The sequence below is a fragment of the Enterobacter sp. 120016 genome, from assembly GCF_018383635.1.
Classification (GTDB): domain Bacteria; phylum Pseudomonadota; class Gammaproteobacteria; order Enterobacterales; family Enterobacteriaceae; genus Enterobacter; species Enterobacter asburiae_D.
The window spans coordinates 84,185-109,699 of record NZ_JAHAWC010000008.1; the positions used below are offsets into that span (position 1 = coordinate 84,185).

27 protein-coding genes are annotated in these 25,515 nt (G+C 57.9%); 6 read left to right on the forward strand and 21 right to left on the reverse strand.

Annotation, left to right across the window (positions count from 1 at the left end; translation table 11 throughout):
- Positions 1-143 precede the first annotated feature (143 nt).
- Positions 144-2,282, forward strand: coding sequence for an anaerobic ribonucleoside-triphosphate reductase (gene nrdD / locus KIF87_RS13480; RefSeq protein ID WP_023310191.1), 2,139 nt, complete (start codon positions 144-146; stop codon positions 2,280-2,282).
- A gap of 128 nt (positions 2,283-2,410) precedes the next feature.
- Positions 2,411-2,875 carry an anaerobic ribonucleoside-triphosphate reductase-activating protein gene (gene nrdG / locus KIF87_RS13485; RefSeq protein WP_213329001.1) on the forward strand — a complete coding sequence of 155 codons (465 nt, stop codon included), beginning with the start codon at positions 2,411-2,413 and terminating at the stop codon, positions 2,873-2,875.
- Positions 2,876-2,878: 3 nt separating this feature from the next.
- Here nrdG and KIF87_RS13490 read toward each other — a convergent pair whose 3' ends face one another.
- From KIF87_RS13490 to pmbA, 14 genes are all read right to left on the reverse strand, one after another.
- Positions 2,879-3,163, reverse strand: coding sequence for a type II toxin-antitoxin system RelE family toxin (locus KIF87_RS13490; RefSeq protein WP_213329002.1), 285 nt, complete (start codon positions 3,161-3,163; stop codon positions 2,879-2,881).
- Positions 3,153-3,395 (reverse strand): type II toxin-antitoxin system RelB/DinJ family antitoxin, encoded by a 243-nt coding sequence (locus tag KIF87_RS13495; RefSeq protein WP_063144050.1) that lies wholly within the window; start codon positions 3,393-3,395, stop codon positions 3,153-3,155. Before KIF87_RS13495 ends, KIF87_RS13490 begins: the two co-directional genes overlap by 11 nt.
- Positions 3,396-3,472: 77 nt before the next feature.
- On the reverse strand, positions 3,473-5,383 hold the full coding sequence (locus KIF87_RS13500; RefSeq protein ID WP_213329003.1) for a BglG family transcription antiterminator: 1,911 nt from the start codon (positions 5,381-5,383) through the stop codon (positions 3,473-3,475).
- Positions 5,384-5,402: 19 nt separating this feature from the next.
- On the reverse strand, positions 5,403-6,539 hold the full coding sequence (locus KIF87_RS13505) for a lactonase family protein (protein ID WP_213329004.1): 1,137 nt from the start codon (positions 6,537-6,539) through the stop codon (positions 5,403-5,405).
- Positions 6,540-6,623: 84 nt separating this feature from the next.
- On the reverse strand, positions 6,624-7,364 hold the full coding sequence (gene dagF / locus KIF87_RS13510; RefSeq protein WP_213329005.1) for a 2-dehydro-3-deoxy-phosphogluconate aldolase: 741 nt from the start codon (positions 7,362-7,364) through the stop codon (positions 6,624-6,626).
- Positions 7,361-8,479: a DgaE family pyridoxal phosphate-dependent ammonia lyase gene (locus KIF87_RS13515; RefSeq protein WP_213329006.1), complete on the reverse strand. Its 1,119-nt coding sequence runs from the start codon at positions 8,477-8,479 to the stop codon at positions 7,361-7,363. The genes dagF and KIF87_RS13515 overlap by 4 nt, the downstream gene beginning before the upstream one ends.
- Positions 8,463-9,596, reverse strand: a complete 1,134-nt coding sequence (locus tag KIF87_RS13520; RefSeq protein WP_213329007.1) for an amidohydrolase/deacetylase family metallohydrolase — start codon at positions 9,594-9,596, stop codon at positions 8,463-8,465. The genes KIF87_RS13515 and KIF87_RS13520 overlap by 17 nt, the downstream gene beginning before the upstream one ends.
- 42 nt (positions 9,597-9,638) lie before the next feature.
- Positions 9,639-10,280: a DUF4310 family protein gene (locus KIF87_RS13525; protein ID WP_010427370.1), complete on the reverse strand. Its 642-nt coding sequence runs from the start codon at positions 10,278-10,280 to the stop codon at positions 9,639-9,641.
- 13 nt (positions 10,281-10,293) lie between these two features.
- Positions 10,294-11,070 (reverse strand): DUF4311 domain-containing protein, encoded by a 777-nt coding sequence (locus KIF87_RS13530; RefSeq protein ID WP_063144056.1) that lies wholly within the window; start codon positions 11,068-11,070, stop codon positions 10,294-10,296.
- A 22-nt stretch (positions 11,071-11,092) separates the two neighbouring features.
- A complete protein-coding gene (locus KIF87_RS13535) occupies positions 11,093-11,392 on the reverse strand; it encodes a DUF4312 family protein (RefSeq protein WP_006810338.1) in 300 nt (99 codons plus the stop codon).
- A gap of 2 nt (positions 11,393-11,394) precedes the next feature.
- A complete protein-coding gene (locus tag KIF87_RS13540; protein WP_010427372.1) occupies positions 11,395-11,757 on the reverse strand; it encodes an SFCGS family glycine-rich protein in 363 nt (120 codons plus the stop codon).
- 10 nt (positions 11,758-11,767) lie between these two features.
- A complete protein-coding gene (locus tag KIF87_RS13545) occupies positions 11,768-12,106 on the reverse strand; it encodes a glycine dehydrogenase (RefSeq protein ID WP_025911967.1) in 339 nt (112 codons plus the stop codon).
- Positions 12,107-12,422: 316 nt separating this feature from the next.
- Positions 12,423-12,809 carry a cytochrome b562 gene (gene cybC, locus KIF87_RS13550; protein WP_213329008.1) on the reverse strand — a complete coding sequence of 129 codons (387 nt, stop codon included), beginning with the start codon at positions 12,807-12,809 and terminating at the stop codon, positions 12,423-12,425.
- 41 nt (positions 12,810-12,850) lie between these two features.
- Complete coding sequence (gene pmbA, locus KIF87_RS13555) at positions 12,851-14,203, reverse strand: metalloprotease PmbA (protein ID WP_213329009.1); 1,353 nt, start codon at positions 14,201-14,203, stop codon at positions 12,851-12,853.
- Positions 14,204-14,298: 95 nt separating this feature from the next.
- On the opposite strand from pmbA, the gene yjgA reads away from it, so the two are divergent.
- Entirely contained in the window at positions 14,299-14,850 is a 552-nt protein-coding gene (gene yjgA / locus KIF87_RS13560; RefSeq protein WP_023334300.1) for a ribosome biogenesis factor YjgA, read from the forward strand.
- Positions 14,851-14,944: 94 nt separating this feature from the next.
- On the opposite strand, the gene mpl is transcribed toward yjgA, so the two are convergent.
- The gene (gene mpl / locus KIF87_RS13565) at positions 14,945-16,324 is read right to left on the reverse strand and encodes a UDP-N-acetylmuramate:L-alanyl-gamma-D-glutamyl-meso-diaminopimelate ligase (RefSeq protein WP_121424883.1); all 1,380 of its coding nucleotides are present in this window, start codon (positions 16,322-16,324) and stop codon (positions 14,945-14,947) included.
- 197 nt (positions 16,325-16,521) lie between these two features.
- On the opposite strand from mpl, the gene fbp reads away from it, so the two are divergent.
- Both fbp and KIF87_RS13575 read left to right on the forward strand, forming a co-directional pair.
- The gene (gene fbp / locus KIF87_RS13570; protein ID WP_024907283.1) at positions 16,522-17,520 is read left to right on the forward strand and encodes a class 1 fructose-bisphosphatase; all 999 of its coding nucleotides are present in this window, start codon (positions 16,522-16,524) and stop codon (positions 17,518-17,520) included.
- A gap of 150 nt (positions 17,521-17,670) precedes the next feature.
- Positions 17,671-18,027 (forward strand): helix-turn-helix domain-containing protein, encoded by a 357-nt coding sequence (locus tag KIF87_RS13575; RefSeq protein WP_213329010.1) that lies wholly within the window; start codon positions 17,671-17,673, stop codon positions 18,025-18,027.
- Here KIF87_RS13575 and KIF87_RS13580 read toward each other — a convergent pair.
- The 5 genes from KIF87_RS13580 to ytfQ form a co-directional block, all read right to left on the reverse strand.
- A complete protein-coding gene (locus KIF87_RS13580) occupies positions 17,999-19,570 on the reverse strand; it encodes a methyl-accepting chemotaxis protein (protein ID WP_213329011.1) in 1,572 nt (523 codons plus the stop codon). The genes KIF87_RS13575 and KIF87_RS13580 overlap by 29 nt on opposite strands.
- 93 nt (positions 19,571-19,663) lie before the next feature.
- The gene (yjfF, locus tag KIF87_RS13585; RefSeq protein WP_023293434.1) at positions 19,664-20,665 is read right to left on the reverse strand and encodes a galactofuranose ABC transporter, permease protein YjfF; all 1,002 of its coding nucleotides are present in this window, start codon (positions 20,663-20,665) and stop codon (positions 19,664-19,666) included.
- Positions 20,652-21,677, reverse strand: a complete 1,026-nt coding sequence (gene ytfT / locus KIF87_RS13590; RefSeq protein ID WP_183078921.1) for a galactofuranose ABC transporter, ATP-binding protein YtfT — start codon at positions 21,675-21,677, stop codon at positions 20,652-20,654. The genes yjfF and ytfT overlap by 14 nt, the downstream gene beginning before the upstream one ends.
- Positions 21,678-21,687: 10 nt before the next feature.
- Complete coding sequence (gene ytfR / locus KIF87_RS13595; RefSeq protein ID WP_213329012.1) at positions 21,688-23,190, reverse strand: galactofuranose ABC transporter, ATP-binding protein YtfR; 1,503 nt, start codon at positions 23,188-23,190, stop codon at positions 21,688-21,690.
- Positions 23,191-23,255: 65 nt separating this feature from the next.
- On the reverse strand, positions 23,256-24,212 hold the full coding sequence (ytfQ, locus tag KIF87_RS13600; protein WP_014882271.1) for a galactofuranose ABC transporter substrate-binding protein YtfQ: 957 nt from the start codon (positions 24,210-24,212) through the stop codon (positions 23,256-23,258).
- Between the two features lie 309 nt (positions 24,213-24,521).
- On the opposite strand from ytfQ, the gene ppa reads away from it, so the two are divergent.
- Complete coding sequence (ppa, locus tag KIF87_RS13605) at positions 24,522-25,052, forward strand: inorganic diphosphatase (protein ID WP_010427397.1); 531 nt, start codon at positions 24,522-24,524, stop codon at positions 25,050-25,052.
- A 118-nt stretch (positions 25,053-25,170) separates the two neighbouring features.
- Here ppa and KIF87_RS13610 read toward each other — a convergent pair whose 3' ends face one another.
- Positions 25,171-25,515 carry a gamma-glutamylcyclotransferase family protein gene (locus tag KIF87_RS13610; protein WP_014830431.1) on the reverse strand — a complete coding sequence of 115 codons (345 nt, stop codon included), beginning with the start codon at positions 25,513-25,515 and terminating at the stop codon, positions 25,171-25,173.

The window sequence follows — 25,515 nt, forward strand, 5'->3', positions numbered from 1 at the left end:
AACAACAAGACGGCGCTTACGCTGGCCGGAATTGTGGATAACACGAGCTGGGAACGCGGGAAGTCTTTGGCCCGGCGGGGAATACGCCCGGTGAATACTTCTCCACCTTTGTGGATAACCTGTTTTCAAAAAATGGAGTGATCATGACACCGCATGTGATGAAACGTGATGGCTGTAAAGTGCCGTTTAAATCAGAGCGCATCCAGGAAGCCATTCTGCGTGCAGCTAAAGCAGCGGGAGTCGATGACGCAGATTACTGCGCCACCGTCGCAGAAGTCGTTAGCAGCCAGATGAACGAACGCAGCCAGGTCGATATCAATGAGATCCAGACCGCGGTTGAGAACCAGCTGATGGCGGGTCCTTACAAGCAGCTGGCGCGCGCCTACATTGAGTACCGTCACGATCGTGACGTGCAGCGTGAGAAGCGCGGTCGTCTGAACCAGGAGATCCGTGGCCTGGTGGAGCAGACCAACTCCGCCCTGCTCAATGAAAACGCCAACAAAGACAGTAAAGTGATCCCGACCCAGCGCGACCTGCTGGCCGGTATCGTCGCCAAACACTATGCCCGTCAGCACCTTCTGCCGCGCGACGTGGTGTCTGCGCACGAGCGCGGCGAGATCCACTACCACGATCTCGACTATTCGCCGTTCTTCCCGATGTTCAACTGCATGCTGATCGACCTGAAGGGCATGCTGACCCACGGTTTTAAAATGGGTAACGCCGAGATTGAACCGCCTAAGTCGATCTCCACGGCCACCGCCGTCACCGCGCAGATTATCGCCCAGGTCGCCAGCCACATTTATGGCGGCACCACCATTAATCGCATTGATGAAGTGCTGGCCCCGTTCGTGACGGCAAGCTTCAATAAGCATCGTAAAACGGCCGAAGAGTGGCAGATCCCGGACGCTGACGGCTACGCGCACTCCCGCACCGAGAAAGAGTGCTACGACGCCTTCCAGTCGCTGGAATATGAAGTAAACACGCTGCACACCGCCAACGGCCAGACGCCGTTTGTGACCTTCGGTTTTGGTCTGGGCACCAGCTGGGAATCGCGCCTGATCCAGCAGTCCATCCTGCGCAACCGCATTTCCGGCCTCGGCAAGAACCGCAAAACGGCGGTATTCCCGAAACTGGTGTTCGCCATCCGCGACGGCCTGAACCACAAGTTTGGCGATCCGAACTACGACATCAAACAGCTGGCGCTGGAGTGCGCGAGCAAGCGCATGTATCCGGACATCCTTAACTACGATCAGGTCGTCAAAGTGACCGGTTCGTTTAAAACGCCTATGGGCTGCCGCAGCTTCCTCGGCGTGTACGAAGATGAAAACGGCGAGCAGATCCACGACGGGCGCAACAACCTGGGCGTCATCAGCCTGAACCTGCCGCGCATCGCGCTGGAGGCGAAAGGGAATGAAGCTGAATTCTGGACGCTGCTGGACGAGCGTCTGCAGCTGGCGCGTAAGGCGCTGATGACCCGTATTGCGCGCCTTGAAGGAGTCAAGGCCCGCGTGGCGCCGATCCTCTATATGGAAGGGGCCTGCGGCGTGCGCCTGAAGGCGGACGATGACGTGTCGGAGATCTTCAAAAACGGTCGCGCGTCCATTTCGCTGGGCTATATCGGTATTCACGAGACCATCAACGCCCTGGCGGGCGATACGCATATGTACGACAGCGAGGCCCTGCGCGAAAAAGGCATCGCCATCGTTCAGCGCCTGCGCGACGCGGTTGACCAGTGGAAAGAGGAAACCGGCTACGGGTTTAGCCTCTACAGCACGCCGAGCGAAAACCTGTGCGACCGCTTCTGCCGTCTGGACACCGCCGAGTTCGGGATTGTGGAAGGCGTGACCGACAAAGGGTATTACACCAACAGCTTCCACCTCGACGTGGAGAAAAAGGTGAACCCGTACGACAAGATCGACTTCGAAGCGGCCTATCCACCGATCGCCAGCGGCGGGTTCATCTGCTACGGCGAGTACCCGAACATTCAGCACAACCTGAAGGCGCTGGAAGACGTGTGGGATTACAGCTATCAGCACGTGCCGTATTACGGGACCAACACGCCAATCGACGAGTGCTACGAGTGCGGCTTTACCGGTGAGTTCGAATGTACGAGCAAAGGCTTCACCTGCCCTAAATGCGGCAACCACGACGCGGCCCGCGTCTCCGTGACCCGTCGCGTGTGCGGCTATCTCGGCAGCCCGGACGCGCGCCCGTTTAACGCCGGCAAGCAGGAAGAGGTGAAGCGCCGCGTGAAGCATTTGGGGAATGGGCAGATCGGGTAAGTTCTGCGCAGGGTTCTCCCCCTCACCCTACCCCTCTCCCTCAAGGGAGAGGGAACTCTTCCCCCTCTCCCTGTGGGAGAGGGCCGGGGTGAGGGCATCAGCGCGCACACATTCTCTGGACATTTTCTATGCGATACCATCAATACTACCCCGTCGACATCGTCAACGGCCCCGGCACCCGCTGCACCCTGTTCGTCTCAGGCTGCGTCCACGAATGCCCCGGCTGCTACAACAAAAGCACCTGGCGTCTGAACTCCGGCATGCCGTTTACCGCTGAGATGGAAGACAAGATCGTCAACGACCTGAACGACACGCGCATTCACCGTCAGGGGATCTCACTTTCCGGTGGCGACCCCCTGCACCCGCAAAACGTGCCGGATATCCTGAAGCTGGTAAAACGCATTCGGGCAGAATGTACGGGAAAAGATATCTGGGTCTGGACGGGCTACAGGCTGGAAGAGCTGAACGCGCAGCAAATGGAAGTAGTGGATCTGATTAACGTCCTGGTCGACGGCAAATTCGTGCAGGAATTAAAAGACCCGGCGCTGATTTGGCGCGGCAGCAGCAACCAGGTTGTGCATCATCTGCGGTGATCGTTAGAGCCGTTTGTTTGCATCATGATAAACGGCTGCTTTCTCTCTCTTACCGATAGCGATAACAAATACCGTTACAACGTTGTCCTGAACCTGATAGACCAAACGATAACCCTGGGATCGGAGTTTTATTTTGTAGCAATCCGGTAGACCATGCAGGCGGGTCGATTCGACCCTGGGGTTCACCAACACCTCCGCAAGTTTCTTCTTAAACTGGTCTTTTACAGTCTCCCCCAGCTTGCTCCACTCCTTTAACGCCCTCGGATCAAATGCCAGTTCATAAGTCATCCAGGCTAACCTTAATTCCCTTTTGCGGATTAGCCAGCCGATCCCGGACTGCCTGTATCAGTTCATCTTCACTGTCGCTAATGGTGACCGTTTTCACGGGCATGCGTCCCGTCTCCGCGACGTACTGAAACAGTAATCGCACGGCTTCCGTTGGGGTGATATTAAGTTTTTCCAGCACGGCATAAGCCTCGTTTTTGAGTTTGTCATCCAGACGGACGTTCAGCGTGGCCATTATGCCTCCGGTAAAATCGAATGTGTAATGCAGTTTAGCATTACATTCGCATTACATCGAATTCTGGATAACGCCTCTCAAAACCGGCTCAAACTCTCCATCGCCACCGCCTTAAACTCGGCAAAATCTCCGCAGCTACAGAGCCGCGACATCGCCCGTTCACGCAGGAAGGTGACGAAGATATCGTAAATCGCCATCGCCTCTTCGTATTCGCTTTTGCTGATGGCGAGCAGGAAGATGACGTGCGCGGTTTCGTCACCCCACTGGACGCCGTGCGGGGCGAGCACGGTATAGACTACCGTTTTCTGCGCCAGCAGGCCGAGGGAGTGCGGGAGCGCAATACCGTCGCCGAGCATGGTGCTGACGATGGCTTCACGCTCGACGACGGAATCCAGGAACTCCGCGCCGACAAACCCCTCGCCTTCAAGCTGCGCGCACAGTTCCCGGAACAGCGTTTGCTGGTCAACGGGCTTGTCGATAATACGGAAATGGGCCGCGTCGAAGTATTTATCCAGCATCCACGGGCGGGTACGGTCCACCAGCACCAGCTTGCCGATCTGCTCTAACTGATAGTCGGTCGGGAACGGGGCGATCGTCACCACCGGTTTGGACTTTTCGCTGACGCGGGCGGTGGCGATCACAAAGTCTTCGCCAATCGTTTCCGCCAGCTCGTACTCGCGCAGGGTGAGCGTGCGCGTGACCTCAATTTGCGGGTATTTACGCTGCAGCACGGCCTCAATCATGCGGACCATGGCATTACCGGCGTCGCACACCAGCAGCACGCGCGGCTGGCGCTGGTAGCCAATGTTGTAGTGGCGCTCCAGCCCGACGCCGATATGCAGCACCAGGAAGCCAATCTCGTTTTCGCTGATCACATACGGCGTGTATTTGCCCCAGCTCGATACTGCCGCGAGGGTCATATCCCACGCCATCGGGTAGTGCTGCTTGATGTTATCCAGCAGCGGATTGGGGATCATGATTTGATACCGCACGCGGGTGATCATGGTTTTGATGTGCGTGAGCAGGTCCGCGTGCAGCTGCTCGTCGCTGAGCAGATTGTAGTTATAGTGGGTGTTGATGTAGCGCAGGATGTAGTTGACCAGCGCTTCGTCGTCATCAGCGTTAATGGCGCTCGGGGCAATCTCCTGGATCTGCCGCGCCGCAATGTGCACGCAGAGCCAGCTCTCCTCCGAAGGTGAAAGCGCTTTGCCCGCCAGCTGCTGGATAGTGACGGCGATATCCTTCGCCGCCTCGCGCACGTTCTCTTCCACGTCTTCGGCGTGGAATTCCGGCAGCGGATAGCCCTCGCTGATGCGCCGCACCGACACCGCGCAGTACAGGCGCAGGAACAGCTCGCCTTCATCGGTCAGACGGATGTGATGACGCGTCAGCGCCTCGTGCAGCACGGGCACCATCTGCTCCGCCACGCCCGCATTCAGCGCCACGTCGGTCACCAGCGGGTTTAGGCTGTCCTGCTGCGCCAGCTCCCAGAGCAGGTCGGTCAGGCAGGCGCGGGTCGACATCTCGCTGCCAAACAGCTTCATGCCGTGGCGCGGACGCGTTTCCAGCGTCAGGTTATAGCGGTGGAACCACTCGCGGACTTCCGCCATGTCGCTTTGCAGCGTGGCGCGGCTGACGAACCACTCGTCCGCCAGATCCTCGAGCTTAAGAGAAAATGCCGAGGTCAGAAAACGCACCACCAGATAATGCACGCGCTCCGGCCCGGTCCGGGGAATACGCAGCGCGCGCGGGTGGGATGCCTGCAGCTGCTGGTAGCGCTGGGCATCATCAATTTTAAGCTGATAGCCGTTGCCCCGGCTCAATATAAACTGCGCGCCGTGGCCTGCCAGCAGCGCGTTCAGGGCGGTGATATCGGCACGGACGGTTCGCGTGGAGACCGACAGCCGCTGCGCCAGCTCGTCCTGCGGCAGCGTCTCGTTTTGCAACAGATCGAACAGTTGCGCTAAACGTTGGTTCGGAAATCGCACGGGTTTGTCCTCTTACGGCTTAAGGTGAAATGACCATCTGGGATGGGCTGCCGACCGGTGTGTAGTCCGGTTCGAAGCTGAGCTTGCCGTCCTGACCGACGCGGAAACGGGTGATGTTGTCGCTGCGCTGGTTCATGACGTACAGCCAGCGCCCCTGCTTATCAAGCGTCAGGGTGCGCGGATAGTCTCCCCGCGTCCACACGTCGTCCTGATGCGTCAGCGTGCCCTCCGCTGTTACGGTAAAGTGCCCGATGCTGTTATGCAAACGGTTAGCCACATACAGCTGTTTACCGTCGGCGCTTAATGCCAGCCCGGCAGCAAAGCTGGTGCCTTTGTAACCTTCCGGCAGGGCTGAAAGCGTTTTGCCCTCTTTTAAGGTGCCGTTGGCGCTCACGGTATAATGGGTGAGCGTAGACGCCTCTTCGTTAATCAGCCACAGGGCATCGCCTTTTGGCGTAAAGACAAAGTGGCGCGGCCCGGCGCCTTTTGAGGAGGCGCTGATAAACGGCGGATCGTTCGGCGTCAGCTTCCCTGTTCGATCGTCAAAACGGTACTGGTAGAGGCGATCCAGCCCAAGATCGGTGGAAAATACGTAATTCCCGCTCGGATCGGCGGCGATCATGTGCGCGTGGGGGCCGTTATGATCGCTGATGGCAAAGCTGCCCTCCGCTGCCGCTTCCGGCTTCGCCGCGCCCGGTTCGCCTTGATCCTGATGAGTGTCCGTGGCCTCACCCAGGCTGCCGTCTGCGTTGACGGGCAGCACTGCGATCGATCCGCTGACGTAGTTCGCCACCAGCAGATGGCGACCGTTCGGCGTCAGGGAAAGATACACCGGCCCCGCACCGCCGGAGGCCACCTGATTCAGCTCGCTCAGCGCGCCGTTATCCTCCACGTGCAGCGCCTGCACCACGCCCTGCTCCACTTCGCTTGCCAGATAGAGCGTTTTGCCGTCGCGTGAGACGGCCAGCTGCGCGGCGTTCGGCAGCTTGCTCACCAGCGTTTTATTCGCCAGCGCGCCGCTTTGCGGGTCAACGGTAAAGCGGTACAGCCCTTCGCCGTTGGGGTTGTAGGTGCCCACCCAGGCGTACTGCGTCTGGGCGATGGCGGTGGTGGCGAACATTGAGAGTGAAGCAACAAGCAGGGTACGGGTGTGCATGGTGGCTCCTTCAGGTGTGTGCGGTTTGTTTCCCCTCACCCCGGCCCTCTCCCAAAGGGAGAGGGTTAGGTTGAGGGGCAGGTTCTACTTAACCAGCGTCTTCGTCATCGCAAGCAGCGTACGCACATCTTCCGGGCGCGTATCGCCGCTGGCCTTGTCGATTATCGAGCTATAGATATGCGGGATGATTTTGCTTACGCCCGCGTCGAGGGCGATCTGCAGGATCTCCTCATAGTTTTCCAGATCGATACCTCCGGTCGGCTCCAGCCAGAAGTCGTGACGGGCGCAGGCTTCCGCCACCGCTTTGTACTCGTCTCGGCACTTCAGGCCGCCCATCGGGAAGTATTTGATGGAGCTGCCGCCGAAATCCTTCAGCAGGGCAATCGCGGTTTCAACCGGTACGATGCCGTCCGGGGCGGTGCTGCTCAGCGGGCCGGTGGAGATTTTGACCATCCCGACGGTGCCGGTCGGAGAGACCAGGCCGTTGACCACAGACTCATTCTGCCCCAGCAGCGCACGGCTGGTGGCCACGCCGGTAAAGACCTGGTTGACGTGCTGCGGCTGCACCTGACGGGAGATTTCACTCACCATCGCCGACTGGTTTGGATCCCCCGCGCCGAGGCCGACGGAGAGCGCGTTATCAATCAGCGCGGCATATTCACGCATATCGGCAACGGCGCTCGCCACGTCCGGGTAATTTTTGGAGAGCACGCCCACCAGCACGTGACCTTCCGCCGCCTCGTAAATGGCGCTGGCGTTGGCTTTCGATCCTGCCAGCACGTTCAGGCAGACGCGGTCACGGTAAAAGTTGGGGGTCAGTTTCATGCTTTTTTCTCCTGTCCTAATACTTCGCTAATGCGGCGGTACACGATGTTCAGCTGGTCTGCGTTCACGCTGCGCACGTCCGCCTCGATAATCCCTTCGTTGGCCTTGTAGCCACGGAAGTAAATGGCGTATTCACCCTGTTTGAGCTTCGCCACCAGATCGCCCGTGCCGACGCCCGTTGCGGCTTCGTCGAACTTAATCTCGGTGCGCGCGATATCGCGACCGGCGCTGTCCCAGACCACGCGCGCGGTGACGCCGTTCAGGGTGTTGAGCGCCTCGATAAACGGCGTCATCTTCGCCACCATCTCGGCCCCGCTCTCTTTGGTCGCCGTCAGGTAATGTTCGATGGCGCAGGTCAGGCCAAGAATGCCCTCTTTGCCCACCTTCATCGCGCGGCCAATGCCCGCGGTCTGACGCTTCACCCACTCAACGTACTGGGTTTTGCCGATCACCAGCCCGCTGGTTGGCCCTTCAATCGCCTTCGCGCCGCTGTAGATAACCAGATCGGCACCGGATCGGTAGTACGCGTGCAGATCTTCTTCCGCCGCCGCATCGACGATCAGCGGGAGATCGTGCTTGCGCGCGACCACCGCCGCCTGCTCAACGCTGAGCATGCTTTTCTGCACGCAGTGGTGAGATTTGATGTAGAGGATCGCCGCCGTGCGCGGGGTGATCGCCGCCGCCAGCTGATCGGCGGAGCATTCGTTGGCGTAGCCCGCTTCCACCAGCTTACCGCCGCCCAGCGCCACCATGGTGCCCACCGGCGCGCCGAAGTTAACGTTGTGGCCTTTTGGCAGGACGATCTCGTTGTTCTCAATCGGGGTCACGTGCAGGTTTTCCAGCAGCCAGTCGCTGTCTTTCACCAGCACCGCCGCCACGGACTGGGCAATGCCCGCCGACGCGCAGGAGACCACCGTCGCGCCTTCCACATCCAGCAGCTTCGCGATGTATTCCCCGGTTTTGTTGACCAGATCCTTCATCTCGAAATAGTGATTCATGCCGTCCATCGCCGCCTGCACCACTTCCGGGCGCGGCGTGGAGACGCCCAGCGCCGTCATGCGGCCGGAGGTGTTGATAACCTGCTTTAAGTTGTACTTCTCATAAATCGAAGGCATGTTCCGTGCTCCCTTGTTCGGTCATGTAGCCCTTGCCCGCGCGGATCGCGGCAAGCGGCACCAGAATGTGTTCAGCCTGCAGGCTGTCGTTTTCGGCATCCGTCAGCACCGTCGGCTGGCGCTTAAGCGTAAACAGCGTCAGGTCGGCGTCGAGACCCGGCTGAATGCGGCCCTTACGCGCCAGGCGCAGTCCGTCGGCGGCGTTCGCGGTCACGCAGTCAATCACCTGCGGCAGCGACATGCCGATGGCGAGAAACTTCGACATCACGCTTGCCAGCGAGCCCACCGGGCCGTTGATGCGGTTGCGGCAGTAGATATCCGAGCTGATGGTGTGCGGCAGAATGCCCATCGCGATGGCGCGTTTCGCCACCTCAAAGCTGAAGCTCGCCGTGCCGTGGCCGACGTCCAGACGCACGCCGCGCTTCAGCGCAGACGTGATGGAGGCGCGCAGCTCGCCGGAGGGCGTCAGAATGCGGTTGGGCTTGCCGTTATAGCAGTGGGTGATGATGTCGCCCGAGCTAAGCAGTTCGGCAATTTCGTCGAGGTTCGGCGGGTTGTTGCCGATGTGCACCATCAGCGGCAGGTCGCCGTTCTCTTTCTGGATGGCTTTCGCGCGCTCCAGCGGCGTAATGCCGTTTTCACCGACCACGCTGCTGCTCATGCGCGCTTTCAGGCCGACGATAAAGTCGGGGTGACGTTTCACCGCCTGCTTCACCGCGTCGGCGTCGATGTTGGCCATATTGGCCAGCTCGTTCTGGGCAATCAGCCCCACGCGGGAGATGTTCAGCAGGGCAAAGACGTCGGTTGTCGCTTTACGGGTGATTTCATAGAAATCGTCCACGTCGTCGGCCCCGGTGCTGCCCGCATCCACCACGGAGGTCACGCCGGTGGCGATGCCGACGCTGTCCGGCTCGTCGTGGTAAATCGGGGAGTTCGGGTAGCAGTGGACGTGGGAGTCAATCCAGCCTGCGCTAACGAATACGTTGCCGTTCAGCTCAACCGTTTTGCTGGCGGGAGCGTCAATGTCGCCCAGCGCCGCAATCTTCCCGTCCTGGATGGCGATATCGGTCAGGGTATCGTCGGCAAGGCGCGCGCGGCGCAGGAGTAAATCAAACATGAGGATCTCCTGATAAGGCGGGCGCCTGAGCGCCCGCAGATATTAAAGGGCGACCGGGAACAGCCAGCCCAACAGCATTGCGCCGAGAATGGCGCCACCGGTGATCGGCTTCTGCCAGATGTAGAACACCAGTGCACCCAGCAGGGAGCCGACGCCGATAGGAATGGAGGCGGTCATGGCGCTGAGGATAATCAACGGCCCGAGGAAGCGGCCGGAGGCGTTACCCGCGCCCATCATCACGTCTGCACCGTAGGTGGAGTTGCTCTGGTTGATGGTGAACTTACGCGCCAGGATAATGACGTAGCCAATCGCCAGACCAATCACCAGGCCGGTAATCAGCGCGGCAATGAAGTTGGTCACCGGGAACATGATGCCCGCGCCCAGCAGCAGCGCCGGAACGCCGAGGCCCACGCCGGTCTGGATGGCGCCGCCGATATCGAGAATACCGACCAGCGACCCTTCGATAATGCGGGCGAACAGGAAGCTTGCGCCGAACGCCGCCACCGCGCCGTAGACGCCGGTATCCATCCCCGCTTTCAGCATCGCCACGAAGGCCACTTCGTTAAACGCGCCGATGCCGTAGAGGTAGTACATGTGCGTCCCGGCGAAGACGCCGGAGGAGAGCAGGCCAACGAAGATCGGGAACGACCAGTCGGCATACCAAAAACCTTTATTCTGTTCCATTTAGAGGCTCCTGTTATTTACCGCTGAGCGAGTTGTGGATCATGTCGAGCCAGTTCGGCACGGTCAGATGGAAGGATTCGATCATCTTCATGTCGAAGCCGCGGAAGAAGCCGCTCAGCACGAAGAGCAGGACGATCGCCGCCATCATCACTTTGGTGACGTGGTTCCAGCCGCTCTCTTCCACGCCTTTACCGATCAGGATCCCCAGCACCAGGCCCGGTACGGCGTTGCCCATGATCAGCTGCGCCGCGCCGCCAAAGATGGTGGCCCAGAAGCCCGATTTTTTACCCGCGTCTATGGCCGCTAGCCAGAAGATCACCGGCATGACGGTGTTCACCAGCAGGTTAGCCGCAGGCACCAGCACCTTGACGGCGGTGACCTGAAGCGCAGCCGGAACGGAGGAGGCGGTCAGGTTCAGGAAGGTCACGACGATCATGCCGATCGCGCCGCAGGCAATCGCCATTTTGCGGGGATCGTGCAGCGTTTCGCCGACGTTACGGTTTTTGATCATCAGAGCAGCAGCACCCCAGTTCGGGATGATGCGGTGGTCAACGTCCTGTGTGAAGGCACCTGCGGCCACGGAAGAGGCCCAGGCGTTAAAGAAGAAACCTAACCCAAAGGAGAAGTGGGATGCCGGATCCCCTTCACAGGAGTTCAGTTCCCCCAACGTACGAAACGCGCCCATACCCTGAGTGGTAGGCGCATGAAACATGCGTGCAGCCCCGGCTCCGACACCGACGCCAACCAGGCCGCCAATGATGAGCGATTTTATTAATATAATTAAGAACATCAGTCTGCCCTTTTATGAATAATCAGCGTTGCGTGACGAAATCCACCTGGTCAAGATTGATAGCGGTCACGTTGACGGTCACATCCAGCTCCACGCTGTAGGTGCGTCTTTCCCGGCGCAGAAAGAAGAACAGAAACGCTTCTTTACGCACCGCTTCTTGCGCCTGAACGACCTGCACATCCTGTGGCTCAATACGCAGTAAGATATGCGGTGAGGCTTTCATCACCGCGGCCTGAACGTGGTTGAGCGCGTCGGCAAAGGCGCGCGCTTTGGCGTCGCCTTTCCCCTTCACTCTCACCGTGGTTGTGAACTGTTCTTTCATGCTTATGCGCCGTATTTCTTCTGCCACGCCTGTACCAGACGCTCGCCCAGCTCTTCTTTATCCATAAAGCCAAAGCCCAGCACGTTGCAGCCTTCGTTGATGGCGGTCACGCCCTCTTCCACGGAACGCATGCCGTATTTGGCTTTGTAGCCATATTTGGTTTGGGCCGTGATGGCACCCGCGCCGCCGCTGCCGCAGAAGGAGATGCCAAAGGTGGCGTTTTCCGCTTTCATCATGTCGCCCAGCTTCATATCCGCCGCCATGCCCGGCACAACCACCGCGCGTCCACCCGCTTTTTCCACACCGGCAGCCACTTTCTGACCTTTACCCAGGCGATCGCCAATCACGACTGTAATCTGTTCCATGTGTTGCTCCTTAAAGGTTGTCTTTCGCGACTTCAAAGTGAACGGAGAGCAGCCAGGCTTCTTCATCAGGAAGATTGCCAAACTGCGCGACCACTTCACGGGCGAGCCGCATTGAATCCGGTGAAATTTCGTCAAACAGCTCTGCTTCAACCTCCGGCAGCGGCTCGCCGGTCACGGACCGGTGCGCCATTGCGCGCACGTGGGAGGTGAGCATCTGCTCCTGTACCGCATTGGGGATGATGTTGTTCCGGGCCAGCAGGGCATAAACCTGCTGCAGCATGGTGTTCGCGAGCTGTTCTGTTTGCTCCGCCTGTTCCCCAACGTCGTTCATTACCGCTCCGTTAATCACTGGTCTTACCCCGTTAATGGCTCTGGAATAAAACTAACGTTGGGGAGGAATTGTTTGTAGCGAGTTGTTTTCCACTTCGAAGTGGAAAGGCGAGCCGCGGCAGTGATCTGTGCCACATAAATGCGGTGAATCTGGATTAATAACGGTATTTGCGTGATGAATATCACGTATTCCAGCGGCGAAACGCGCGCCGGGGAAGCGAAAACGTTCAGGCGTGATGACGCAAAAATGTGATGGCGATAGGGTTTACTTATTACCGCGTAAAAAAAACGGGAGCCACTGGCTCCCGCTGATTGTTTGTCAGATGCGCGATCGGTTAACGGTATTTCTGGTGATACGTGTTGCGGGTCGTCGCAAACTGCTCGGCCGCCGCCTGGGCTTCCTTCACTTTGCCTTCATTAGCCAGCTTCAGCGCGCCGTCGATCTGGCCGACCAGCACGTCAAAGCCGTGGCGATAGTCTTTCATCTCTGCGCTGTCTTCCGCTTTGCTTTCCAGCTTCGGAGGCGTCGCTTTTTGCGCGTCCAGCGCCGCTTCACGCATTTTGGTCAGCGCGTCTTTCATTTCAGCCGCATTGTCCGTCTTCTGCACCACCTTCAGGTTTTGACCGAGGATGCCCATGTCGTCTTCAAGATCGGCAGCAAACGCAGAAGATCCAAGAACCAGCGTTGAAGCCGCGACGATCGCTAACAGGTGTTTACGCATTGCTCACTTCCTTTTTTATTATTAAAACGCCTTTACGGGTATTACTGGCCGGCGATTTTCATTTCCGGCAGAAGTACAGAACCACACTGTATATTGCTACGTGTTTCAATATCGTTACCGACCGTAACGATATTGCGCCACATGTCCTTCAGGTTGCCGGCAATCGTAATCTCGCTTACCGGATACTGGATTTCGCCGTTTTCTACCCAGAAGCCCGCCGCGCCGCGAGAATAGTCGCCGGTGATGCCGCTTACGCCCTGGCCCATCAGTTCCGTTACGACCAGGCCGGTGCCCATCTCTTTCAGCATCTGCTCAAAGTTCAGGCCCTGGCCGGCAATGCGCCAGTTGTGGATGCCGCCCGCGTGTCCGGTGCTTTTCAGCCCCAGCTTGCGCGCGGAGTAGTTGGTCAGCAGCCACTGGGTCAGAATACCGTCTTTGATGATATCGCGACGTTCTGTGCGTACGCCTTCGCTGTCGAACGGCGTGGAGGCCAGCCCTTTCAGCAGGTGCGGATGCTCTTCGATGGTCAGCCATTCAGGCAGGATTTGCTTGCCCAGCGAGTCGAGCAGGAAGGTAGATTTACGGTAAACCGAGCCGCCCGCGATCGCGCCCACCAGATGACCAAACAGACCGGTCGCCACTTCGTTAGCAAAAATGACCGGGGCCTTCATGGTGGAGAGTTTACGCGGCGACAGGCGAGACAGCGTGCGTTCGGCACACTCTTTACCCACCCACTCTGGAGACTGTAAATCCCCCAGCGCGCGGCCAATGGTGTAGGCGTAGTCGCGCTCCATGTCACCGTTCTCTTCGGCGATGACGCAGCTGGAGAGCGAATGACGGGTGGAGCAGTAGCCCTGCAGCATCCCGTGGCTGTTGCCGAAGACTTTGATGCCGTAATGGCTGTTGAAGCTGCCGCCTTCGGTATTGGTGATGCGCTTATCAGCCTGCAGGGAAGCATGCTCGGCGCGCGCGGCCAGTTCGATCGCTTCGTCCGGGGTCACCTCCGCTGGGTGGAAAAGATCGAGATCCGGCGCATCAAACGCCAGCAGATCTTTATCCGCCACGCCTGCGTAAGGATCCGGGGAGGTATAGCGGGCGATATCCAGCGCCGCCTGCACCGTACGGGCAATGGCATCCGGGCTGAGATCGGTGGATGACGCGCTGCCTTTGCGATTCTGGTGATACACCGTGATCCCAAGCGCGCCATCGCTGTTGAATTCTACGTTCTCCACTTCACCATAGCGGGTACTCACGCTGATGCCGGTGGTTTTGCTGACCGCCACTTCGGCGCCATCTGATTTTTCTGAAGCAAGCATCAGCGCGGTGGAGACGGCTTCTTCAAGAATCTTACGCTGCGCTTCAACTTGTGAGGTTACTTTCATCGCAAATGCCATACTGTAAGAGAGAGTTATCTGAAGTCTAACAGAGAACCGTTTTTCAGTGCGCGTCTTAACTGGTAACATTAGCCTCTTTTTTTAAGGAGCCTGACATGACTAAGCAGCCCGAAGACTGGCTCGACGACGTTCCCGGTGATGACATCGAAGACGAAGATGATGAGATCATCTGGGTCAGTAAAAGTGAAATTAAACGTGACGCCGAAGAGTTAAAACAGCTTGGCGCAGAAATGGTAGAACTGGGTAAAAACGCGCTGGACAAGATCCCGCTCGACCAGGATCTGCGTGATGCCATTGAACTGGCACAGAAAATCAAAAAAGAAGGCCGTCGTCGCCAGCTTCAGCTTATCGGGAAAATGCTGCGTCAGCGCGACGTCGATCCGATCCGTCAGGCGCTGGACAAGCTGAAAAACCGCCACAACCAGCAGGTTGCGTTTTTCCACAAGCTTGAGCAGATCCGCGATCGCCTGATTGAACAGGGTGATGATGCCGTACCGGAAGTGCTGAACCTGTGGCCGGATGCTGACCGCCAGCAGCTGCGTTCCTTGATCCGCAACGCGAAGAAAGAGAAAGAAGGGAATAAGCCGCCGAAGTCTGCGCGCCTGATTTTCCAGTATCTGCGCGAGCTGTCTGAGAACGAAGAGTAATCTCTTCCCCTCACCCCGGCCCTCTCCCCTGAGGGGCGAGGGAGAAAACACGGGAAAGTAGGCCCGGTAAGCGCAAGCGCCACCGGGCTTTTTTTTACTCTGCGGCTGCCGCTTCCGCTTTCTTCGCCAGACCGTCCAGCAGCTTCTGATGGATCCCACCAAAACCGCCGTTGCTCATCACCAGAATGTGGTCACCGGGCTGAGCGGCTTTCACCACCATATCCGCCAGGACATCCACATCCGCGCTCCAGTGCGCAGGCTGAATGCAGGCGTCGGCCACTTCCGCCACCTGCCACGGAATATGCTGCGGCTGCAGCAGGAAGACTTCATCGGCGCGTCCTAACGACGGCGCGAGGTCATCTTTGCAGATGCCCATCTTCATGGTGTTCGAGCGCGGTTCCAGCACGGCCAGGATGCGGGCAGTGCCGCCGACCTTGCCACGCAGGGCGGCAAGCGTGGCCAGAATGGCCGTTGGGTGGTGCGCAAAATCGTCATATACGGTAACGCCGTGGGCTTCACCGCGCAGTTCCAGACGGCGACGGGCATTGATAAACGAGCCCAGCGCATTAGCCGCATCCGCAGGCAGAACGCCCACGTGACGCGCCGCAGCAATGGCCATCAGGCCGTTGTGCATGTTGTGCTCGCCCACCAGGCCCCACTTCACCTCACCCACTTTTTCACCGTCGAGCAGCACTTCCCACTCGGAGGCATCGGCGTTGAGTTTCTTCGCCTGCCAGTGGCCCTGCTCGCCCACCAGCTCCTGCTCGCTCCAGCAGCCCATCGCCAGGGTCTGCTTCAGGTTGATGTCGTTCTCCGGCAGGATGATGCGTCCCTGGCCCGGCACGATGCGCACCAGGTGGTGGAACTGTTTCTGAATCGCTTTCAGATCGTCAAAAATATCCGCGTGGTCGAACTCAAGGTTGTTGAGGATCAGCGTGCGCGGGCAGTAATGCACGAACTTAGAACGCTTGTCGAAGAACGCGCAGTCGTACTCGTCGGCTTCGATCACAAAGAACGGGCTGTCGCCCAGACGTGCAGAAACGTCGAAATTACCCGGTACGCCGCCAATCACGAAGCCCGGCTTGTAGCCGCAGGCTTCGAGGATCCAGGTCGCCATGCCCGCGGTGGTGGTTTTGCCATGGGTACCGGCAACGGCAACCACCCAGCGGTCGCGCAGGACGAAGTCATGCAGCCACTGCGGGCCGGACATGAACGGAATATTGCGTTCCAGTACCGCCTCGACGCACGGATTGCCGCGGGTCATGGCGTTGCCAATGATCACCAGGTCCGGCTCGGGATCCAGCTGGCTGGCATCGTAGCCCTGAATTAAAGAGATGCCCTGTTTCTCCAGAAGTGTGCTCATTGGCGGATACACATTGGCGTCCGAACCTGTCACTTCATGGCCCAGCGAGCGCGCCAGCATTGCCAGTCCGCCCATGAAAGTGCCACAAATCCCCAATATATGAATGCGCATACGTCACTATCCTTCTTCAATGTGGCGCACATTTTACTCACATGTTAGCGGCTGTGAAACGCATTTCAGGTAAATCCGTATGTTGCTGGCGCGATTCACCTCTGCGCTAATATTTGAATGTTTGTTAAGATTGTTGGGCTTTAGTCGTTTTAGTGAACATACAATCGCTCTACTCACAAAGATGCAGGGAAAGTGTTATGAAAACGTTAGGTGAATTTATTGTCGAAAAGCAGCACGAGTTCTCTCATGCTACCGGTGAACTCACTGCTTTGCTGTCGGCAATAAAGCTGGGCGCTAAGATCATCCACCGTGATATCAACAAGGCCGGTCTGGTCGATATCCTGGGTGCCAGCGGTGCCGAGAACGTTCAGGGCGAGGTTCAACAGAAGCTCGATCTGTTCGCAAATGAAAAATTGAAAGCTGCACTGCGCGCGCGCGACATCGTTGCGGGTATCGCCTCTGAAGAAGAAGATGAAATTGTTGTTTTCGAAGGGTGTGAACACGCTAAATACGTTGTTCTGATGGATCCGCTCGACGGTTCCTCAAACATCGACGTTAACGTTTCTGTCGGTACCATTTTCTCCATCTACCGCCGCGTCACGCCTGTTGGCACGCCGGTGACCGAAGAAGATTTCCTGCAGCCGGGCATTAATCAGGTTGCTGCCGGTTACGTCGTTTATGGCTCTTCCACCATGCTGGTGTATACCACCGGGTGCGGGGTTCACGCCTTTACGTACGATCCGTCACTGGGCGTTTTCTGTCTGAGCCAGGAACGCATGCGCTTCCCGCAGAAGGGCAACACCTACTCCATCAACGAAGGCAACTACATCCGCTTCCCGAACGGCGTGAAGAAGTACATTAAATTCTGCCAGGAAGAAGATAAAGCGACCCAGCGCCCGTACACGTCCCGCTATATTGGCTCTCTGGTCGCGGATTTCCACCGTAACCTGCTGAAAGGCGGTATCTACCTCTACCCAAGCACCGCCAGCCACCCGGACGGGAAGCTGCGCCTGCTGTACGAGTGCAACCCGATGGCGTTCCTCGCCGAACAGGCGGGCGGCAAGGCGAGCGACGGTAAAGAGCGTATTCTGGATATCGTGCCGGAAAGCCTTCACCAGCGCCGTTCATTCTTCGTCGGCAACAACCACATGGTTGAAGACGTTGAACGTTTTATCCGTGAGTACCCGGACGCGTAATACCTCTCTTCAGGGGAGCCGTTCTGGCTCCCCTGGTCATTTATATATTTTACCGTATAAGTGTTTATAAAAAACATGCTTTAATATTCACCACTGCTCCTGCATTATTTCCATAACAGTTTGACAGATATTTCGTGGAGCAGAATCGCAATGAAAAATTATTCCCGTGCTAATACCGGCATTGATTTAAATCTTATCCCTGTATTTATTGAGATCGTCCGCTGCGGCAGCATGGCAAAGGCCTCTTTGCGTCTGGAGATGTCCCGCCCCGCGGTAAGCCTGGCATTAAAGCGCTTTAATCAACTCTTTGATGAGCCGTTATTTTTCCGCAAAGGTTTATATCTTGAACCGACGGAAAAGGCGTTAGCCTTAACCAGCTCGCTGGAAATATTAATGGGTGATATTCATGATAATATTGCGGCAGTTAATTCCGGAATAAATAAAACCCCGGCACAGAGCGTACCGGGGCTGGGTAATATTATGCAGCGGTCTGAGTCGTCACTTTGAATGATGACATGGCTTCCATCAGCTGACGCGACTGCTCCTCAAGGGAGCGGGTCGCGGCGGAGGATTGCTGCACCAGCGCCGCATTCTGCTGCGCGGTTTCGTCCATCTGGTTCACCGCAATATTCACCTGCTCAATGCCGCGGCTCTGCTCCTGAGACGCGGTCGCAATCTCACGCATCAGTTTGGTCATGCGCAGCACTTCTGTTGCGATCTCGTCCATCGTTTCGCCAGCCTGCTGGGCCAGCTCGCTGCCCTCGGTAACGTGGGTCTGCGAATCACTGATAAGCGTTCGGATCTCTTTCGCCGCGTCGGCGCTGCGGCTGGCGAGGTTTCGCACTTCGCCCGCGACGACGGCAAACCCGCGCCCCTGCTCGCCCGCGCGCGCCGCTTCCACGGAGGCGTTAAGCGCCAGGATATTGGTCTGGAAGGCAATACCGTCGATCACGCTCAGGATGTCGGCGATGCGCGCCGAGCTGCCGGAGATATCGCGCATTTTTTCAATTACGTAGCAGACCATCTCGCTGCCGTGATCGGCCGTGTCGGACACCGACTTCGCCAGCTGGTGCGCCTGCTCGGCGTTATCGGCGTTGAGCTTCACCGTGGCGGTGATCTGTTCCATGCTGGCCGCCGTCTGCTCAAGCGACGTGGCGGTGGATTCCGTGCGCTCGGCAAGATCGCGGTTTCCCAGCGTCAGCTCGCGGCTGCCGGTGTCAATTTGCGCGCTGGCGTCGCGTACCCGCATAACCGAGTTCATCAGCGACTGGCGCATCTCCTCTATCACCGCGTTGAGGCGGTTAAACTCCTGGCTCGCGGGGGCATTCAGCGTATGGGTTAAATCACCCGCGGCCACGTTCTCCAGCTGAGCAATGGAGGCCGAGAGCGGCTTGAGCAGCATATGGCGCAGCACCAGCCAGGCGAGCACGATAATGCCCGCCGTCAGCAGCGCGGCGACGATAATCAGGATCAGTACGCGGGTTTTACTCGCCTGCACGGCACTCACTTCCGCCTGACCACGCGCTTCGCTCCATTTCTGAAACGCCTGCATATCGTTATCAAACTGCTTCGCCACCGGTATCAGCGTCTTCTCCAGAAGATCGTAGTACCCGTCCGCACTCTGATCATTCAGGGTTTTCAGCATCGGGTTGATCCCCTGCTGGCTATACGTCGCCAGGCTGGCCGCCACTTTATCGAGCAGCTGTTGTCCCTGCTCGTCAGCCACGCCGCCGTCGATCACGCCTTTCAGCGTTTTCTGGGCCAGGGCAACTTCCTGATTGATGTTTTTTACCGCTTTGGCCGCATCGTCCAGCATGCCGATTTCCATCATGCGGACGGCCTGGCCCGCCTCATTGCGCGCGCGCAGGATCAGCGTATAGCCTGAATTAAGCTGCACCATCTGCTCACCCTGAAGGTGATTAATTCGCTGCAGTGAAGAAGAACTCTGTGTGAGGGCATAAATGCCGATACCGCTGACAATCAGCAGCAGAAGGGTCATAACGGCCAGTAAAGAGAGCAAGCCGGTACGAATCGATAGCGTTTTAAGCATGATATTATTTCCGGTAGCGAGATATTTCTGGGCATAAAAAAAGAGTATCGGCCGCTACCGGAAAATGTTTAGACTTTAAGCAAATTCAGCGTGTTATCGCTCTGTTACCGATGTGTTTACGCGAGTAACAGGCGAGCTTTGACGGTTCTCCCAGAGCACCGTCAGCCCCCGCTGCAGGGCAATAAAAATAAACAGCAGAATGCCGATGGCGATCTTCGTCCACCAGGAGCTGAGCGTGCCGTCAAAGTTGATATAGGTTTGTATCAGCCCCTGGATGGCCACGCCGAACAGCGTCCCCAGCACCGTGCCCACCCCGCCGCTGAGCAGCGTGCCGCCGATAACCACAGAAGCAATCGCATCCAGCTCAACGCCCACGCCTGCAAGGGCATAGCCCGCCTGGGTATACACCGAGAAGACAATACCTGCCAGCGTCGCCAGGCCGGTCGAGAGCATATAGATGCGGATGGTGGTGCTGCGGGTTGAGATCCCCATCAGGTTTGCCGACGTGGCGTTACCGCCGATGGCGTAAACCTGATTGCCAAACCGGGTACGATGTGCGAGGAAGATGCCAATCACTACCACGCCCAGCATCAGCAGCCCCATCGCGCTCAGGCGGCCGCCGCCGGGAATTTTCCACGCCAGGCTGGAGAGCGTGTCGTACACCGGATGGTTAATCGGAATCGACTCTTCCGACACCAGATAGCTCACCCCACGGAGGAAGAACATCCCCGCGAGGGTAATGATAAACGCCGGGATTTTCAGCGCGTCGATCAGCAGCCCCATAAAGGCGCCAAACGCGCAGCCCATCGCCAGCACCAGCGGAAACGCCACCAGCGGAGAGATCCCCCAGAAGCCGATCGCCTTCGCGAGGAACACGCCCGTAAACGCGATCACCGACCCGACGGAGAGATCGATCCCGCCGGAGAGGATCACAAAGGTCATCCCGACGGCGATGATGCCTAAAAAGGCGTTATCGGTCAGGATATTGCAAATCACGCGCGTCGAGGCAAAACCGGGGAACTGCGTCAGACAGTAGAGGTACCCCAGCACAAATACGCCCAGCGTGATCATGAGCGGTAAATTACGTTTTATCATGGCCACGGATCCCCTTAATGATGCTGACAAAGCGCGGCGACTGGACGATCAGCACGCAGAGCACGACCACCGCCTTCACCACCTGGTTAAGCTCCGGCTGGAATCCCGAAAGCAGGATCCCGGTGTTCATGCCCTGAATGATCAGCGCGCCTATCACCGAGAGCAGCAGGTTAAAGCGCCCGCCCATTAGCGACCCGCCGCCGATCACCACCGCGAGGATCGCGTCCAGCTCCAGCCACAGTCCCGCGTTGTTGGCATCGGCCCCGCGAATATCCGCCGCGACGATGACCCCGGCAATGGCGGCGCACACGCCGCTCAGCACGTAGGTCAGCATCACCATCAGCCGGGTGTTGACCCCGGCGTTGCGCGCGGCGCGGATGTTGATCCCGACGGCCTCAATGAACATGCCCAGCGCCGTTTTGCGGGTGAAGAGCCAAAAGACGACGAGCGTGGCCAGGGCAATAATTACCGGCGTCGGGAAGAACAGAAGGTTGCCGCTACCGAGCCACGCCAGGCTCGGGGAGTTAAAGGTGACAATCTGTCCGGAGGTAATCAGCTGCGCCACGCCGCGCCCGGCCACCATTAGGATAAGGGTGGCGACAAAGGGCTGAATTTTCAGCACCGCCACCAGAATGCCGTTCCATAATCCAGCCAGCACGCCGGTGCCTAAGGCCGCCAGCAGTACCACCGGCAGGCTGTGTCCGGCCACGGTCATGGAGGCGGCCGTAGCCCCGGCGATAGCCATCACCGCGCCGACGGAGAGGTCAATCCCGCCGGTGGCGATGACCAGCGTCATCCCGATGGCCAGCAGCGCCACGGGCGCGGCGCGGTTTAAAATGTCTATCGGGCTGCCAAACAGGCGGCCATCCTGCACGATAATCTGGAAGAAATGCGGCGCGACCAGGCTATCCACCAGCAGTACCACCAGCAGCGCCGCGATTTGCGGCGTGCCGGTCGGCCAGCTAAAGCGGCGCTTTGACTCACCGGTTTGCGAAAGTGAACGGGGCATCACGATTCACTCCTTATGCCGCGATGGCATTCATGATTGCCGGAACGGACAGCTTATCCAGCGGGATCTCTGCCACCTGTTTGCGATCGCGCATGATGATGACGCGATCGGCATAGCCCACCAGCTCTTCCAGCTCGGACGAGATAACCAGCAGCGCCAGACCGTCCGCGCACAGCGTTTCGATCAGACGAATAATTTCAGCGTGCGCACCCACGTCAATGCCGTGCGTCGGCTCGTCGAGGATCAGGAACTGCGGTTTGGTCAGCAGCCAGCGCGAGAGGAGAACCTTCTGCTGGTTACCGCCGGAAAGAAACTCAATAGGCTGCTCCGCACTCGGGGTACGAATACCCAACTGACGGATAAAGCGCTCGGCTATGGCGTTTTGCTCTTTTCGTGGGATAGGCCTTAACCAGCCGCGCTGCGCCTGCAGCGCCAGAATGATATTTTCCCGCACCGAGGCGGCGGCAATGATGCCGTCCGTTTTCCGGTCTTCCGGGCAGAAGCCGACGCCCAGACACGACGCCTGATGCGGCGATCGCAGGGTTTGCGGTTTGCCCTTGATCAGCGCGCTGCCGCTGTCGGCCGGCTTGATCCCGAAGATCACCTCGGCGGTTTCGGTTCGGCCTGAGCCAAGCAGGCCCGCCAGGCCGACAATTTCGCCCGGGCGGACTTCCAGGTTAAACGGCGAAATCACCCCTTTCCTGCCGTAATCGCTGAACGCAGCGACCGGCTTCTCGCTCAGCAGCGTGCGCCCTGCGCGCTGAAGGGCGTTGGTTTCCAGCTCGCGGCCGAGCATCATTTTGACCAGCTCGATCTGCGGCAGCTCGCGGGTTTCGCGGCAGCCGACAAAGCTGCCGTTGCGCAGCACCGTAATGCGATCGCTCACCTCATACACCTGATCGAGGAAGTGCGTAACGAAGATCAGGCTGACGCCCTGATCGCGCAGCTGGCGCATCAGGGTAAAGAGCATCTCCACTTCCTGGGTATCGAGGCTGGCGGTGGGTTCGTCGAGGATCAACACCTTTGCCGAGAGATCGATCGCGCGACAAATGGCGACGATCTGCTGCATCGCCACGGAAAAGCGGTTCAGCGGCTCGCGGACGTCGAGGGAGAAGCCGTACGACTCCATCAGCTTTGTCGCCCGCGCTTCCATCTCTTTGCGGCGCAGCAGGCCAAAGCGTCGTGGCTCGCGGCCAATAAACAGGTTATCCGCCACCGACATATTCGGCAGCAGGTTCACTTCCTGGTACACCGTCCCGATCCCCAGCTGTTGGGCATGGGCGGTATTTTTTGGCGAAATGGCGTTGCCTTCCAGCCAGATGGTGCCGCGATCGGCGTGATAAACGCCGGTGAGGGATTTAATCAGCGTCGATTTTCCCGCGCCGTTCTCGCCCAGCAGCGCCATAATCTCGCCGCGCCGGAGGCTGAAATCAACGCTATCCAGCGCCTTTACGCCGGGAAAGAATTTACTCAAGCCCTCTGTGCGGAGGATTTCCTGGTGTTGTTCAGTTTTCATATTTACGTCCCCGGCACGTTCCCGTAGGCCGGGTAAGCGCAGCGCCACCCGGCAATTTCACTGGATCAGTAGCCCATATTTTTCTTCTTCTCTAACTCTTCTTTCGCCGTGTCAGGCAGGTAGAGCGTGGACTTGGTGACCGTCACCTTCTCAGGCATCGTGCCGTCTTTCTTGAATTTCTCCAGCGCGTCGAATGCCGGGCCCGCCATGTTTGGCGTCAGCTCCACGCTGGCGTTGGCTTCGCCGTCGATCATCGCTTTATAGATGTCCGGCACGCCGTCGATAGAGCCGGTGAGGATATCTTTGCCCGGCTTCAGGCCCGCTTCTTTAATCGCCTGAATCGCACCGATCACCATGTCATCGTTGTGGGCGTAAACCATGCAGATGTTCTTGCCGTTGTTTTCAGCCTTAATGAAGCTCTCCATAACCTCTTTACCTTTACTGCGCGTAAAGTCGCCGGACTGAGAGCGGATAATCTTGATGTTTGGCGCTTTAGCGATGGCTTCAGCAAAGCCTTTTTTACGGTCGATGGCCACGCTCGCGCCGACGGTGCCCTGCAGCTCAACGACGTTACACGGCTTGCCGTCGACCTGCTTCACCAGCCAGTCGCCAATCAATTGCCCTTCAAGCACGTTGTTGGCGGTGACGGTAGTCATATAGAGGGATTTGTCTTTGACGTCGATGGAACGGTCGAGCAGGAAGACCGGGATCTCAGCGTCTTTCGCTTCCTTCAGGACGGGTTCCCAGCCGGTCGCCACGACGGGTGCAATAAAGATGGCATCCACGCCCTGGGCGATAAAGGAGCGCACGGCTTTGATCTGATTCTCTTGTTTTTGCTGACCATCGGCGATTTTCAGGGTAATGCCGCGTTTCTGAGCCTCGCTTTTCGCCACGTTGGTTTCTGCCGCTCGCCAGCCAGATTCAGAGCCGACTTGCGAAAAACCTACGGTTAAGGGAGCGGCCATCGCCATAGACGACATGGCTGCCGAAACTGCTGTGACCAGGAGTAAGCGCTTCCACATATGAACGTCCTCGTAGGGTGAGTTATTGTTGGTTAAAAGATGTTCTGCGGAATGACTATAGCCCATGAAATATGTAACGAATTGCGTTACATCACACTTCAGAAAAGTGAATAAAACGTTAATCACAAGTTTGTAATCGCTTTCATTTCGCCATGAAAAAAGCGGCTGAGTTTATGGATTTTCCTGTCATGGAATCGGTCTGAAAAGTGGGGAAAGCGGGGAGAGAAAGCGAAAACAGGCGGAGACATTCAGCGCGAGTTGGCTATAATACCTGCCACTTGTTTACCATCCATTTTAAAGGACACCGACATGAGCTTACTCAACGTCCCAGCGGGTAAAGAACTGCCAGAAGATATCTACGTAGTTATCGAAATCCCGGCTAACGCAGATCCGATCAAATACGAAGTGGACAAAGAGAGCGGCGCCCTGTTCGTAGACCGTTTCATGTCTACCGCGATGTTCTATCCGTGCAACTACGGTTACATCAACCACACCCTGTCTCTGGACGGTGACCCGGTTGACGTGCTGGTCCCAACGCCATACCCACTGGAGCCAGGCTCCGTCATTCGCTGCCGTCCAGTTGGCGTGCTGAAAATGACCGACGAATCCGGTGAAGATGCGAAGCTAGTTGCGGTACCGCACACCAAGCTGAGCAAAGAATACGATCACATCAAAGATGTGAACGACCTGCCAGAGCTGCTGAAAGCGCAGATCACTCACTTCTTCGAGCACTACAAAGACCTCGAAAAAGGCAAGTGGGTTAAAGTTGACGGCTGGGACAACGCAGAAGCGGCGAAAGCAGAAATCATCGCCTCTTTCGAACGCGCTGCTAAGAAGTAATTCTTACTGCCGATCAAAAAATGCCCCGCGAGTCGGGGCTTTTTTGTGGCTGGAGCGCAGCGCCACCCGGCAAGAGGCGCAAAAAAACAACGCCACCTCACGGTGGCGTTGTTTTTTTTCAGTACTGGTCTCTGTCTAACCAGTTACCGCTTACAATCCGCGTTAACCCTTCGACCGGACGCTGGTAGACATACATCCACGCACTTCCGTACGGCGTCTGGATCAACTGGCGTGCGTATTCACCGCCCCTGGTGCGCAAGGCATCAAGTTCGGCAAGCGTCGCGTTATCAATACGATAGACTTCACCCTGTACTGTTCCTTCGCCCGGAACCGCGCCTGGATAGTGGCCCAGGCTGTACAACTGGTAGTTCTCGATATTGTAATTCCCCAGCAGCAGGGCATTGGTCATCCAGTGACTGTTGCCTTGCTTGGTTCGTAAACTGCCGTAGACAAATATTCGCAT